General features: G+C 71.8%; 10 protein-coding genes. 7 read left to right on the forward strand and 3 right to left on the reverse strand.

Annotated elements, in window-relative coordinates; genetic code table 11:
* The first annotated feature begins 598 nt into the window (after nucleotides 1-598).
* Nucleotides 599-1444: a hypothetical protein gene (locus ACFY12_RS01790; protein WP_390713707.1), complete on the forward strand. Its 846-nt coding sequence runs from the start codon at nucleotides 599-601 to the stop codon at nucleotides 1442-1444.
* Nucleotides 1445-1503: 59 nt separating this feature from the next.
* Here ACFY12_RS01790 and ACFY12_RS01795 read toward each other — a convergent pair whose 3' ends face one another.
* A complete protein-coding gene (locus ACFY12_RS01795) occupies nucleotides 1504-2010 on the reverse strand; it encodes a MarR family winged helix-turn-helix transcriptional regulator (protein ID WP_390713708.1) in 507 nt (168 codons plus the stop codon).
* Nucleotides 2011-2440: 430 nt separating this feature from the next.
* Here ACFY12_RS01795 and ACFY12_RS01800 point away from each other — a divergent pair, with 430 nt between their 5' ends.
* Nucleotides 2441-3259: a lysozyme gene (locus ACFY12_RS01800; protein WP_390713709.1), complete on the forward strand. Its 819-nt coding sequence runs from the start codon at nucleotides 2441-2443 to the stop codon at nucleotides 3257-3259.
* A gap of 127 nt (nucleotides 3260-3386) precedes the next feature.
* Here the strand turns inward: ACFY12_RS01800 and ACFY12_RS01805 are convergent, their stop codons facing one another.
* Both ACFY12_RS01805 and ACFY12_RS01810 read right to left on the reverse strand, forming a co-directional pair.
* A complete protein-coding gene (locus ACFY12_RS01805) occupies nucleotides 3387-4223 on the reverse strand; it encodes a pentapeptide repeat-containing protein (RefSeq protein ID WP_390714342.1) in 837 nt (278 codons plus the stop codon).
* 164 nt (nucleotides 4224-4387) lie between these two features.
* Nucleotides 4388-5302, reverse strand: coding sequence for a rhomboid-like protein (locus tag ACFY12_RS01810; protein ID WP_390713710.1), 915 nt, complete (start codon nucleotides 5300-5302; stop codon nucleotides 4388-4390).
* Between the two features lie 168 nt (nucleotides 5303-5470).
* On the opposite strand from ACFY12_RS01810, the gene ACFY12_RS01815 reads away from it, so the two are divergent.
* The 5 genes from ACFY12_RS01815 to ACFY12_RS01835 all read left to right on the forward strand — a co-directional run bounded on the left by ACFY12_RS01815 (nucleotide 5471) and on the right by ACFY12_RS01835 (nucleotide 13722).
* Nucleotides 5471-6292 (forward strand): spermidine synthase, encoded by an 822-nt coding sequence (locus ACFY12_RS01815; RefSeq protein ID WP_390713711.1) that lies wholly within the window; start codon nucleotides 5471-5473, stop codon nucleotides 6290-6292.
* 74 nt (nucleotides 6293-6366) lie between these two features.
* Entirely contained in the window at nucleotides 6367-7107 is a 741-nt protein-coding gene (locus tag ACFY12_RS01820) for a response regulator transcription factor (protein WP_390713712.1), read from the forward strand.
* A gap of 140 nt (nucleotides 7108-7247) precedes the next feature.
* Nucleotides 7248-8363: an ATP-binding protein gene (locus tag ACFY12_RS01825; RefSeq protein ID WP_390714343.1), complete on the forward strand. Its 1116-nt coding sequence runs from the start codon at nucleotides 7248-7250 to the stop codon at nucleotides 8361-8363.
* Between the two features lie 250 nt (nucleotides 8364-8613).
* On the forward strand, nucleotides 8614-12408 hold the full coding sequence (locus ACFY12_RS01830; RefSeq protein ID WP_390713713.1) for a multifunctional oxoglutarate decarboxylase/oxoglutarate dehydrogenase thiamine pyrophosphate-binding subunit/dihydrolipoyllysine-residue succinyltransferase subunit: 3795 nt from the start codon (nucleotides 8614-8616) through the stop codon (nucleotides 12406-12408).
* Nucleotides 12409-12522: 114 nt separating this feature from the next.
* Complete coding sequence (locus ACFY12_RS01835) at nucleotides 12523-13722, forward strand: GDSL-type esterase/lipase family protein (protein ID WP_390713714.1); 1200 nt, start codon at nucleotides 12523-12525, stop codon at nucleotides 13720-13722.
* The last annotated feature ends 6 nt before the right edge of the window (nucleotides 13723-13728 follow it).

A 13728-nucleotide genomic window follows, 5' to 3' on the forward strand; every position in this document is an offset into this window, starting at 1 on the left:
CCGGGCCCGTCGCCGGTCCCGTTGCCGGTCCCGAGCCCGAACCGGCGGGTGAACCCGGCTCCCCCGCGCCGCCCCGAAGCCGCTTCTTCCGCACCGCTGCTGCTCGCATTCCTGTCTCGCCTGCCCCGCGCCGTGCGGCGCCGCGGACCCGGCTCGCTCTCCGCTCGCGGGGCGGACCTGCGCAGACACCGCAGCGGCACACACTTCCGCGAAGGGTAAACAGTCCGGCTCCACGCGTCGCGACGGACGTTCTGGCCCCACCCCCTGGACGGGCAACGACCATTCCACCGGCGCCGCGCAGTGGCTCGGCAACACATGCCTGGCCACCCGAACGAGTGAACAACAAACGGAGTTTGGCCATCAACTTCCGTGCACCGACGCTCTCGGCGGCAACCTTCTGCAACCCCTGGACGGGTTTGGAGATGCGTCCCGCTCCTGGAAAGATGCCCGCCCGCATCCGGCAGGCCCCTTGGTCCGTACCTTCTTCCGCACCCTCCATGACGTCAGTGACCTGGCCGTCGGCCCGGCCGTGCGCCGGTGCCGCCGGCGCGTACCCGGTCCGCGGGCGAAAACCGCGCCCTCCGGCAGACTGGCGGTCATGCGCGTCGAACTCGCCACCGAGCCGGGTGACCCCCAACACCCCAATGAGGACTATGCATCCGTAGCCGTGCCGGCCTCCGGCCAGGGCGGGGCCCTGGTCCTGCTGGACGGCGTGACACCGCCGGCGGAGAACTTCGGATGCGTCCACACGGTGCCGTGGTTCACGGCGCGGCTCGGCGGCGCGATGCTCGAACTGTCGGTCTCACACCGGGATATGACGCTCACTGAGGTACTCGCCGCGGCCATCTCCCGGACGGCCGACAGCCACCGCGCCACCTGTGACCTTTCTCACGCCCGCACTCCCCAGGCAACTGTGGTCGCCGCACGGTGGTCGGAGGACACCGTCGAGTACCTCGTCCTGTCCGATTCGGTCCTGCTCCTGGAACGGGCGGACGGTTCGGTGCACCCCGTACGGGATCCTCGGCTGGACGAGCTGCCGCCCGCCGTGCGCGAGCGGCGCGCCGCCGTACGGGCGCTGCCCCGGGGCTCGGCGGAACGGGCCGCCGCGGCCCGGGAGTACGCCCGCGCGGTCGAGGCGCTGCGCAACGCCGAGGGGGGCTTCTTCACCGCGGCCGCCGATCCGGCCGTGGCCACCCGGGCGGTCACCGGCAGCGCCCCACGCTCCGGGATCCGCTCGCTGACCGCGCTCACCGACGGAGCCGGGCGCTGGGTCGAGCTCTTCCGGGAGGGCTCCTGGGCGGACTGCGTCGGGCTGGTGGCCGAGCAGGGCCCCCAGTCCCTCATCGACCGGGTCCGGGCGGCGGAGGCGGCCGACCCGGACGGCGTGGCCCGTCCCCGGGGGAAGGGGCGGGACGACGCGGCGGTGATTTTCGTCGTTCCGTGAGTCCCGTGAGTCGCGTGAGTCCCGTGAGTCCGTGAGCCGTCCGCGGGGCGCCCCTCCGGTTACTGGCCCTCCTCGCCCTCCTGCTCGGTGTTCAGCCGGTGCAGCAGCCGGGCCAGTTCGGCGACCTCCCCCCGGTCCCAGGAGGCGAGGCGGCGGGCGTACTGGGCGCGGCGGCCATTGCGGACGCGGCTGAAGCGCGCCCGGCCCTCGTCCGTGAGGCGCACCAGCACGGCGCGGCCGTCGGCCGGATCCGGCTGGCGGGCGACCAGCCCGAGCCGCTCCAGGGCCTGGAGCTGGCGGCTCATCGTGGCCTTGCCGACGCCGAAGAAGCCGGCGAGGTCGGTGGCGCGCTGCGCGCCGGCGTCGGCCAGCCGGACCAGGAGTCCGTACGCGGAGGGCTCCAGATCGGGGTGTACCTCACGGGCCATCTCACCGGAAGAGGCCCGGGCCCGGCGGAGGAAGACCGACAATTCGCGTTCCAGGGCGAGGAATACGTGGTCCACACCAGCCGGCGCCCCCTCCGCCGCGGTCCCGTCGGCTCCGGTGTCGTGCACGTCAGCGCCCATGCCCACTTTCCCTCTTCTGAAAGTTTCCGCCCTCGGCGGCCGAAGCCGCAGTTCGTCCAGTATTTCGCAGGATTAGACCAACGGCGGCACACCGCCCCCCTTGGCCGCGCCGGTCTACGCGCGTATCGTGGGTTATGGCATGACCACACCAAAGTGCCGGACGGGCGTCACGGGCCCGCCGCACGTCATGCACCGCACACCGGCTCACCGGCTTACGGCTCACCTCCACGGATCACCCCACACCCCCTCAGGTCACCCACCGAGATCTCCGGAGACACGTATGTCCGTGCTCAGATCCGGCTCCCCCCACTTTCCCGGTCTCCCCCACTTCCCCGGTCTCCCTGACTTCCTCCGCTTCTCCCCTTCCTCCCGCTCCCCACACCGGCCCGCACGCTCCTTCGTGACGGTGACCGTGGCCGGGGCCCGGGCCATGACCGCAGCCGTGGCCCTGCTCGCGGTCCTCGCTCTCCTCGTCGGCCTGCCGGGCACCGCCTACGCCGTGCCCACCGGGCGCGCACCGGAGCCCACCCACCCCGAACAGGACTGGGCCGGTTCCCAGATCGCCCGGCACGAGGGCACGGCGGCCGGTCTGGCACCGCCGCCGGGCCCGCTCCCGCTCGCGGCGTCCGTCGAGGGCGTCGACGTCAGCAGCCACAACGGCAATGTCGCCTGGTCGACGCTCTGGAACAACGGCGCCCGCTTCGCCTATGTGAAGGCGACGGAGTCCACCAGCTACACCAACCCGTACTTCACCCAGCAGTACAACGGCTCCTACCAGACCGGCATGATCCGGGGCGCGTACCACTTCGCCACGCCCGACACCTCCAGCGGCGCCGCCCAGGCCACGTACTTCGCCGACCACGGCGGCGGCTGGTCCAAGGACGGCAGGACGCTGCCCGGAGCGCTGGACATGGAGTACAACCCCTACGGCGCGACCTGCTACGGGAAGAGCCCGACGGGCCTCGTCAACTGGATGAAGGACTGGTTCGCCACGTACAAGGCGCGGACCGGACGGGACGCGGTCCTCTACACCTCCACCAACTGGTGGAAGCAGTGCACCGGCAATTCGTCCGCCTTCGGGAAGATCAACCCGCTGTGGGTCCCGCGTTACGGCTCCTCGGCCGGCGAACTCCCTGGCGGCTGGGACTTCCACACCCTCTGGCAGTACACCTCGTCCGGCCCGACGGTCGGCGACCACAACCGCTTCAACGGCTCGTACGACCGCCTGAAGGCCCTGGCCAACGGCTGAGGCCGCAACCGTGCGGACGGCTCCACCCACGTCCGGCCGCCCGCACGACCGGGCCCCTGCCGCACACCCCGTGCGGGCAGGGGCCCGGCCCGTTCACGAGCGGGACGGATACCGGTGGGCGGGACGGTTACCAGTGGGCGGGGCGGGTCAGGGCCGGCGGCAGCTTGGTGGCGGTGTCGCCACGGGCCGCGTTGAGCTGGGACTGGGTGAGGAACAGGGCGCCGGTGAGGTCGGCGCCGCTGAGATCGGCGTCCCGCAGGTCCGCGCCGATGAGGTCCGCCCGGCGCAGATCGGCGCCCTTGAGGTCGGCGGCGATCAGGTACGCGCCACGCAGGTTGGCTCCCTGGAGGTCGGCGCCCCTGAGGCGGGCTCCCATGAGGTCGGCGCCCCGCCGCTCCTTCTTCTTCCGGCCGCGCACCCCGGCCCGTACGAGCTCGCTGGTGCGCAGCAGCAGGACGTTGACCTCGCCCCGGTGGGCCGGTACGTCGAGTGCGGCGAGTTCCTCGGCGCTGCCGCGGGTGAGGCGTTCGGTCTTCTCCAGGGCGGCACGCAGGTCGGCGTGGACCGGGCGGGCTGCCGGCAGGGCCAGCGCCTCCGACAGGTACCAGAGGAGTTCGTGCAGCTGCCGCATGACGGGGAAGACATCGAACATCTGCCGGGCGGTCCCCGGGGCTCGCCGCCAGTCCTGGCCGCCGAAGGTGACCTGGGAAACCTTCTGCCCGGCGCCGAAGCAGTCGAAGACCGTACAGCCGGAGAAGCCGCGCCGGCGCAGGTCGCTGTGGACACCGCACCGGAAGTCGGTCTGCAGATTCGGGCAGGGCCGGCCGGCGTCCTTGCTGATCGCGAAGTCCGCCGAGGCCGCGAACGGGAGCGCGACACAGCACAGCCCGAAGCAGCTGCCGCAGTCCGACTGAAGGCCGAGATCCTGTAGCGGAAGTTCCGCCCGCCCCGCGGCGTCGGGAATCGAGGAGGCCGGCCGAGCCGACTGGGCTGGCTGAGCCGACTGCCGGCGGTCGGTCGTGCGGTCTGCGGACACGGTGCGCGTACTCCTGCGGCCGACGGACGCCGCGGAGTGCCGCGCCCGGAAGAATGCAATTCCGCCATTCTCTCATCCCCAGGGCGCCGCGCTCAGTGCGTCCGCGCGTCCCGCAGCGCAGGGTGCCCCAGGTCGCCGAGGAGGGGCGGGGAGCCGGTACGGCGGACGCGCCAGCGGCGTACGACGGGCCAGGCGGCGACGCCCAGGGTCAGTGCCAGCAGATGACCCCAGTCGGCCATCGGGTCGACGTAGGCGAAAAGGTCCGCGAGGGACAGGAAGCCGACGCCCGCCAGCAGGGGCAGGCGCGCCCAGGCCGGCAGCATGCCCGCGAGGGCTCCTATGCAGGTCATCACGCCGAAGCTGATGCCGTAGTCGAGGCGGTGCAGCGAGCTCTCCGGCAACTGGCCGGCGGCGACCGAGAAGGCCACCGGCACTTCGGTGGCGAGGGTGGCCAGCGCATGGCCGCCGAAGAAGACCGCGGCGGTGCGCAGTCCGCCGATCCGCCGCTCCAGCGCCGTCAGTACGAAGGGGAAGACGAGGGCATAGCCGGAGGCCAGCCCGCCGGCGCTCCACAGCGCACTGGCGACAAGCACCAGCAGCGGCGCCCGCATGAGGTGGACCACGTCCGTGCTGGAGTCATGGAGCAACGCGGAGACCAGCCCCGGGTCGCCGTACTCCGCGAAGAGCGAGGTGAGGAGGAGCAGTGCCGTGTAGCAGAAGGTGAACGGGGTTCCGGTGGGGGTGGGGAACAGCCGCCAGGGCCGCCAGAGCCGTCGGCGCGCCCGCGGAGGGGTCGGCTCGGGCTCGGGCTCCGGCTTCCCCTCCGGCCCCGGCTCCGGTCGTCTCTGTTCCGGCCCCGGCTCCGGCTCCGGTCTCTGTCCCGGCCCCGGCTCCCGTCCTTGCCCTTGGGCCGCGCGCTGCCGGGGGACGCCCGGAAGCCGGCCCGGGGCACGATCGCCCGGCGCCTCATCCCCCTGCGCTCCCCCGGTGATTGCCGGCCCGCTCACGGTCCGCGGCACCTTCCCTTCACGCCCTTCATGGCCCTGTCCTGCACAACGCCCCTACCAGCCTGCCTGGTCAACCTTTGAAGAACCTGAGAGAGTGAGATGCGTCACACCATGCGGCTCGCGGAAAGAAGGTGGACCGGCGCCGCCCCGCTTCGCCACCATGACGCCATGGCCCCCACGACTCCCTCCGCAACTCCCTTTCCAGGAACCGCCGATCACTCGCAGAGCCCGCGCACGATCGAGCGTCGCGAGGGCCCGTACGGCGAGGTGGTGCTACGCCAGCGCGGCGGGCCCCCCACGGCGACCATCCCCGGCTCCTCCGGCTCCCCCGGCACACCCGCCGAGCCCGTCGTCTACGAGATCATCGCCAACGGCTGCTTCCTCATGGACACCTCCGACGGCCGCTCCGAGCGGCTGCTGATCGACGCCGCGCTGGCCGGACTCCCCTCCGGACGCGAGCGGCCCGCCGTCCTCATCGGCGGACTGGGCGTCGGCTTCTCCCTGGCCCGGGCGGCCGAACAGCCGCGCTGGGGCCGGATCGTGGTCGTCGAACGCGAGGCGGCGGTCATCGACTGGCACCGCACCGGCCCGCTGTCGGCCGTCTCCGCGGCCGCGCTGGCCGACCCGCGCTGCCGGATCCTCCACACCGACCTCGTCGCCCACCTGCGCACCGGGGCGGGCCGGGACACCCATGACGCTCTGCGTGACGACCTGCATGACGACCTGTATGACGCCCTGTGCCTGGACATCGACAACGGGCCCGACTGGACCGTCACCGAGGACAACGACGGCCTCTACTCCCCCGGCGGGCTGGCCGCCTGCCGTGACCGGCTCACCCCCGGCGGCGTGCTCGCCGTCTGGTCCGCCCGGCCCTCGACGGCCTTCGAGGAAGCCCTGCGAAATGCCGGTTTCACCGAGGTACGTACGGAAGAAATCCCCGTTGTCCGAGGCGTCCCCGACGCGGTCCATCTCGCGCGGAAGGCTGCGTAGCCGACAGTCGCACCCTCCCCGTACGCTGCTGCCCAGCAGGACGCGACCACGCAGGGGCAATGCAGGGGCGGGCGATGGACCAGACGCAGACAACGCAAGGCGGCACCGCCGCTGCCACGCCAGGAGCCCAGCGCCGGGTCCTGGTCGTGGAGGACGACCCGACGATCGTCGACGCCATCGCGGTCCGGCTGCGCGCCGAGGGCTTCCAGGTCCAGACGGCCACCGACGGCCCGGCCGCGGTGGACACCGCCGAGGCCTGGCAGCCCGATCTGCTGGTCCTCGACGTCATGCTGCCGGGCTTCGACGGCCTGGAGGTCTGCCGCCGGGTCCAGGCGCAGCGCCCGGTGCCGGTCATGATGCTCACCGCCCGTGACGACGAGACCGACATGCTGGTGGGGCTCGGCGTCGGCGCCGACGACTACATGACCAAGCCGTTCTCCATGCGCGAGCTGGCCGCCCGGGTGCACGTCCTGCTGCGCCGGGTCGAGCGCGCCGCGCTGGCCGCGCACACCCCGCGCAGCGGCATCCTGCGCCTCGGCGAGCTGGAGATCGACCACGCCCAGCGCCGGGTCCGGGTGCGCGGCGTGGATGTGCATCTGACGCCGACCGAGTTCGATCTGCTGGTCTGCCTGGCGAACACCCCGCGCGCGGTGCTCTCCCGTGAGCAGCTGCTGGCCGAGGTGTGGGACTGGGCGGACGCCTCCGGCACCCGTACGGTCGACAGCCACATCAAGGCGCTGCGCCGCAAGATCGGCGCCGAGCGCATCCGTACGGTGCATGGCGTCGGGTACGCCCTGGAGGCGCCGCCCGCATGACCCCGTGGCGCCTTCCCGTGCGGCGACTCCCCCTCCGGCGTTCCCGTCGGCGGGCGGCAGGAACGACGCGGACGGCGCCCATGGCACGCGGGGCTCGGGGGGCGCGCACCACACGTACACGCGGGGCGCGCACCACACGCATCTGGCGCCCGGCCGTGCGCGGCCTCGGGCAGCGGCTCTGGGAGGCGCTGCGCCCCCTGGACCCGTACCGCTCGGTCAAGGCCGCGCTGGGAGCGCTGGTCAGCGTCTCAGTGATCATCACCACCCTGCTGGTGTTCGTCGCCATCCACTCGGCCACCGAGCTGCGGGTGATCACGATCTTCTCGATCATCGCCTCCCTGCTGATCACCCAGTTCGTGGCGAACGGCCTGACCGCCCCGCTGGACGAGATGACGGAGGTCACCCGCGCGATGGCGCACGGTGACTACAGTCGCCGGGTGGGCTCGGCCCGCCGCGACGAGTTCGGGGACCTGGCGCAGGCCTTCAACCGGATGGCGGCCGACCTGGAGGCGGTGGACACCCACCGCAAGGAGCTGGTCGCCAACGTCTCCCACGAGCTGCGCACCCCGATAGCCGCGCTGCGCGCCGTCCTGGAGAACGTCGTCGACGGGGTGTGCGAGCCCGACTCGGAGACGATGCGGACGGCCCTGCGGCAGACCGAGCGGCTGGGCCGGCTGGTGGAGCAGCTGCTGGACCTGTCGCGGCTGGACAACGGGGTGGTGCCGCTGCGCGTCCGGCGGTTCGAGGTCTGGCCTTATCTGTCCGGGGTGCTCAAGGAGGCCAATATGAGCCGCGGCGCCGCCACGCTGTCCGGGTCGGCCGGCGCGGGCACCCATACCCGTACGGACGTCCACCTCCACCTCGACGTCTCGCCGCCGGAGCTGTCCGCGCACGCCGACGCCGAGCGGCTCCATCAGGTCGTCGCCAATCTCATCGACAACGCGATCAAGCACAGCCCGCGCCATGGCCGGGTCACCGTGCGGGCGCGGCGCGGGGAGGCCCCGGAGAGCCTGGTGCTGGAGGTGCAGGACGAGGGGCCCGGTATTCCGGAGTCGGAGCGCTACCGGGTCTTCGAGCGGTTCAACCGCGGCGGCCCGGGACCGTCGGGGCCCGGTACGGACGGCGGTACGGGCCTGGGCCTGGCGATCGCCCGCTGGGCGGTGGATCTGCACGGTGGACGGATAGGAGTGGCCGAAGCGGCCAGGGGTTGCCGGATTCGGGTCACTCTTCCGGGGCTGGAGTCATCACGGAGCTGACGTCCGTAGGGACGGCTCCTGACGTAGGGTCGGTGGTAGGAGCACTCATCTCGTGGGTGCGACGGCGATGGGTGCTACCCACACGCGGGCAAACTACGGGTGTTTCCCGCCAAGTCATGCCCTGAAACCCTGCGCCAAATGTGACGTACACGACGTGTGGCCCTCCCGGACTGCACCGAAGGTCACAACAGGCGTAGCCTTTATTTCCGCTGTCCACCACCTTAGGAAGCGGAAGAGGGCGGTTGCCGCCGTGTCGCTACAGTCCCCCAACAGTTCGAGCATCTCGACCGAAGCTGATCAAGACGGGCGGGGCAAGAGCCCCGCTGCCGCCTTCGGCCCGAACGAGTGGCTCGTCGACGAGATCTACCAGCAGTACCTCCAGGACCCGAACTCGGTAGACCGAGCCTGGTGGGACTTCTTCGCCGACTACAAGCCGGGCGGCGGCGCCACCGCGCCGCCCCAGCCGACGGAGGCCCCGGCCCCGCAGACCCCGGCCGCGCCGCAGGCGCCCGCCGCCCCGGCGAAGCCCGCCGCGAGCGCTCCGGCCGCCGCCGCGCCCGCGCCCGCCGCTCCGGCCCCCGCCAAGCCCGCGCCCGCCGCCAAGGCCCCCGCGAAGCCCGCGCCCGCCGCCAAGGCGTCGGCCAACGGCGAGGCCCCGGCCGCCGGTCCCGAGTTCGTCACCCTGCGCGGCCCGTCGGCCGCCGTCGCGAAGAACATGAACGCCTCCCTGGAGCTGCCGACGGCCACGTCCGTCCGCGCGGTCCCGGTGAAGCTGCTCTTCGACAACCGCATCGTCGTCAACAACCACCTCAAGCGCGCCCGTGGCGGGAAGGTCTCCTTCACCCACCTCATCGGGTTCGCGATGGTGCAGGCCCTCAAGGCCATGCCGTCGATGAACTACTCCTTCGCGCAGAAGGACGGCAAGCCGACGCTGGTCAAGCCCGAGCACGTCAACCTCGGTCTGGCCATCGACCTGGTGAAGCCCAGCGGTGAGCGCCAGCTGGTCGTCGCGGCCATCAAGAAGGCCGAGACGCTGACCTTCTTCGAGTTCTGGCAGGCGTACGAGGACATCGTCCGCCGGGCCCGCGACAACAAGCTGACGATGGACGACTTCACCGGAGTCACCGCGTCGCTGACGAACCCGGGCGGTATCGGCACCGTCCACTCCGTGCCGCGGCTGATGCCGGGCCAGTCCATGATCATGGGCGTCGGCGCGATGGACTACCCCGCCGAGTTCCAGGGCACCTCGCAGGACGCCCTGAACAAGATGGGCGTCTCCAAGGTCATGACGCTGACCAGCACCTATGACCACCGGGTGATCCAGGGCGCCGCCTCCGGCGAGTTCCTGCGGATCATGAGCCAGCTGCTGCTCGGCGAGAACGGCTTCTACGACGAGATCTTCAAGTCGCTGCGGATCCCGTACGAGCCGGTCCGCTGGATGCGGGACATCGACGTCTCGCACGACGACGACGTCACCAAGGCCGCCCGGGTCTTCGAGCTGATCCACTCCTACCGGGTGCGCGGCCACGTCATGGCCGACACCGACCCGCTGGAGTACAAGCAGCGCAAGCACCCCGACCTCGACATCACCGAGCACGGGCTCACCCTGTGGGACCTGGAGCGGGAGTTCGCGGTCGGCGGCTTCGCCGGCAAGTCCATGATGAAGCTCCGCGACATCCTGGGCGTGCTGCGCGACTCGTACTGCCGCACCACCGGCATCGAGTTCATGCACATCCAGGACCCGCAGCAGCGCCGGTGGATCCAGGACCGCGTCGAGCGCTCGCACAAGTCGCCCGAGCGCGACGAGCAGCTCCGCATCCTGCGCCGGCTGAACTCCGCCGAAGCGTTCGAGACGTTCCTCCAGACCAAGTACGTCGGCCAGAAGCGCTTCTCGCTGGAGGGCGGCGAGTCCGTCATCCCGCTGCTGGACGCGGTCATCGACTCCGCGGCCGAGTCGCGGCTGGACGAGGTCGTCATCGGCATGGCCCACCGCGGCCGCCTCAACGTCCTCGCCAACATCGTCGGCAAGTCGTACGCCCAGATCTTCCGTGAGTTCGAGGGCAACCTCGACCCGAAGTCGATGCACGGCTCCGGCGACGTGAAGTACCACCTGGGCGCCGAGGGCACCTTCACCGGCCTGGACGGCGAGCAGATCAAGGTCTCGCTGACCGCCAACCCCTCCCACCTGGAGGCCGTGGACCCGGTCGTCGAGGGTGTGGCCCGCGCCAAGCAGGACATCATCAACAAGGGCGGTACGGACTTCACCGTCCTGCCGGTCCAGCTGCACGGCGACGCCGCGTTCGCCGGCCAGGGCGTGGTCGCCGAGACGCTCAACATGTCGCAGCTGCGCGGCTACCGCACCGGCGGCACCGTGCACGTCGTCATCAACAACCAGGTCGGCTTCACCGCCGCGCCGGAAGCCTCCCGCTCCTCCATGTACGCCACCGACGTGGCCCGCATGATCGAGGCGCCGATCTTCCACGTGAACGGTGACGACCCGGAGGCCGTGGTCCGCGTGGCCCGACTGGCCTTCGAGTTCCGCCAGGCGTTCAACAAGGACGTCGTGATCGACCTGATCTGCTACCGGCGCCGCGGCCACAACGAGACCGACAACCCCGGTTTCACCCAGCCGCTGATGTACGACCTGATCGACCAGAAGCGCTCGGTACGCAAGCTCTACACCGAGTCCCTGATCGGCCGCGGCGACATCACGCTGGAGGAGGCCGAGGGCGCGCTGCAGGACTTCCAGGGGCAGCTGGAGAAGGTCTTCGCCGAGGTCCGGGACGCCACGTCCGCCCCGGCGGTGCCCGAGGTGCCCGAGCCGCAGGCCGAGTTCCCGGTCCACGTGGACACCGCGATCTCCCAGGAGGTCGTCAAGCGGATCGCCGAGTCCCAGGTCAACATCCCCGAGCACATCACCGTCCACCCGCGTCTGATGCCGCAGCTGCAGCGCCGTGCCGCCTCGATCGAGGACGACACCATCGACTGGGGCACCGGTGAGACCCTCGCCATCGGCTCGCTGCTGATGGAGGGCACCCCGGTCCGGCTCGCCGGCCAGGACTCCCGCCGCGGCACCTTCGGCCAGCGCCACGCGGTGCTGGTGGACCGGCTGACCGGCGAGGACTACACCCCGCTGCTCTACCTCTCCGAGGACCAGGCCCGCTACAACGTCTACGACTCGCTGCTGAGCGAGTACGCGGCGATGGGCTTCGAGTACGGCTACTCGCTGGCCCGCCCGGAGGCGCTGGTCCTGTGGGAGGCGCAGTTCGGTGACTTCGTCAACGGCGCCCAGACCGTCGTCGACGAGTTCATCTCCTCGGCGGAGCAGAAGTGGGGCCAGCGCTCCGGCGTGACCCTGCTGCTGCCGCACGGCTACGAGGGCCAGGGCCCGGACCACTCCTCGGCCCGGATCGAGCGGTTCCTCCAGGTCTGCGCGCAGAACAGCATGACGGTCGCGATGCCGACGCTGCCGTCGAACTACTTCCACCTGCTGCGCTGGCAGGTGCACAACCCGCACCACAAGCCGCTGGTCGTCTTCACCCCGAAGTCGATGCTGCGCCTGAAGGCCGCCGCGTCGAAGACCTCGGAGTTCACCTCCGGCGGCTTCCGCCCGGTCATCGGCGACACCGGGGTGGCCGCGGGCACGGTGGAGGCCTCCGCGATCCGCAAGGTCGTCCTGTGCTCCGGCAAGGTCTACTACGACCTGGAGGCGGAGCGCGAGAAGCGCGGCGCGTACGACACCGCGCTGGTCCGCCTCGAGCGGCTCTACCCGCTGCCCGGCAAGGAGATCCAGGCGGAGATCGCCAAGTTCCCCAACGCCGAGAAGTTCCTGTGGGCGCAGGAGGAGCCGGCGAACCAGGGTGCCTGGCCGTTCCTCGGTCTCAACCTGATCGACCACCTGGACCTGGCGGTCGGCGAGGACGTCCCGGCCCGCGAGCGCCTGCGCCGCATCTCGCGGCCGCACAGCTCGTCGCCGGCGGTGGGCTCGGCCAAGCGCCACCAGGCGGAGCAGCAGGCCCTGCTGAACGAGGTCTTCGAGGCCTGACCGGCCGTCGAAGGCTGAGCACAGCAGCCGACGCACCACGGGGCGGCCCCACGGAAGGTTCTTCCGCGGGGCCGCCCCCTTTTGATCAACAGGTTTCGACGAACAGGTTGGACAATGCACGCCGAGGACCACTGGATCACCACGCCCCTCACCGCGGATCTCCTGCGCGGCGCCCTTGAGGTGGAGCGCACCGAACACGGCGTGCTGCCACACCGGCTGCCCGCCCGGGCCCGCGCCCAGTGCGCCGACGGGCAGCTGGCCATGGCCGAGTCCCAGCCCTCCGGCGTACGGCTGGTCTTCCGTACCCGGGCCACCGCCGTCGAGCTGGAGACGCTGCCCACCAAACGGGTCTACGTGGGCGTCCCGCCCCGCCCGGACGGCGTGTACGACCTGCTCGTCGACGGCCGCCTGGCCGGCCGGGCCAGTGTGCCGGGCGGCAACACCCTGACCATCGACATGACCGCCGGGACCGCCGAGCAGCGGCCCGGCCCCGCCGGCACCGTCCGCTTCAGCGGCCTGCCCGAGGGCGCCAAGGACGTCGAGATCTGGCTCCCGCACAACGAGACCACCGAACTCATCGCCCTGCGCACCGACTTCCCCGTCGAGCCCGCGCCGGACCGGGGCCGCCGGGTGTGGCTGCACCACGGCAGCTCGATCAGCCACGGCACCGACGCCGCGAGCCCCACCACCACCTGGCCCGCGCTCGCCGCCTCCGCGGGCGGCGTGGAACTGATCAACCTGGGCCTGGGCGGCGGCGCCCTCCTCGACCCGTTCACCGCCCGCGCCATGCGGGACACCCCCGCCGACCTGATCAGCGTCAAGATCGGCATCAACCTGGTCAACGCCGACCTGATGCGCCTGCGCGCCTTCACCCCCGCGGTCCACGGCTTCCTCGACACGATCCGCGAGGGCCACCCCACCGCACCGCTCCTGGTCGTCTCCCCGATCCTCTGCCCCATCCACGAGGACACCCCCGGTCCCTGCGCCCCGGACCTCGCCGCCCTCAGCGCCGGGCGGCTTCGGTTCCGGGCCACCGGCGATCCGGCGGAACGCGCGGGCGGGAAGCTGACCCTGGGCGTCATCCGGGACGAGCTGGCCCGGATCGTCGCCCAGCGGGCGGCCGAGGACCCGGCCCTGCACCACCTCGACGGCCGTGACCTCTACGGCGAGACCGACGCGGCCGAACTGCCCCTGCCCGACGCGCTCCACCCGGACGCCGCCACCCACCGCCGCATCGGTGAGCGCTTCGCCGGGCTGGCCTTCGCCCCCGACGGCGCCTTCGCCCACCGCGGCACCGGAGACCAGGTCCCGTAGGCCGGG

Source organism: Streptomyces sp. NPDC001339 (genome assembly GCF_042895955.1).
Taxonomy (GTDB): domain Bacteria; phylum Actinomycetota; class Actinomycetes; order Streptomycetales; family Streptomycetaceae; genus Streptomyces.

What these genes read in the sequence shown, in the direction of transcription:
- ACFY12_RS01790 (WP_390713707.1), top strand. Translation starts at nt 599, where the DNA reads ATGCGCGTCGAACTCGCCACCGAGCCGGGTGACCCCCAACACCCCAAT.
- ACFY12_RS01800 (WP_390713709.1), top strand. Translation starts at nt 2,441, where the DNA reads ATGACCGCAGCCGTGGCCCTGCTCGCGGTCCTCGCTCTCCTCGTCGGC.
- ACFY12_RS01815 (WP_390713711.1), top strand. Translation starts at nt 5,471, where the DNA reads ATGGCCCCCACGACTCCCTCCGCAACTCCCTTTCCAGGAACCGCCGAT.
- ACFY12_RS01795 (WP_390713708.1), bottom strand. Translation starts at nt 2,010, where the DNA reads ATGGGCGCTGACGTGCACGACACCGGAGCCGACGGGACCGCGGCGGAG.
- ACFY12_RS01820 (WP_390713712.1), top strand. Translation starts at nt 6,367, where the DNA reads ATGGACCAGACGCAGACAACGCAAGGCGGCACCGCCGCTGCCACGCCA.
- ACFY12_RS01835 (WP_390713714.1), top strand. Translation starts at nt 12,523, where the DNA reads ATGCACGCCGAGGACCACTGGATCACCACGCCCCTCACCGCGGATCTC.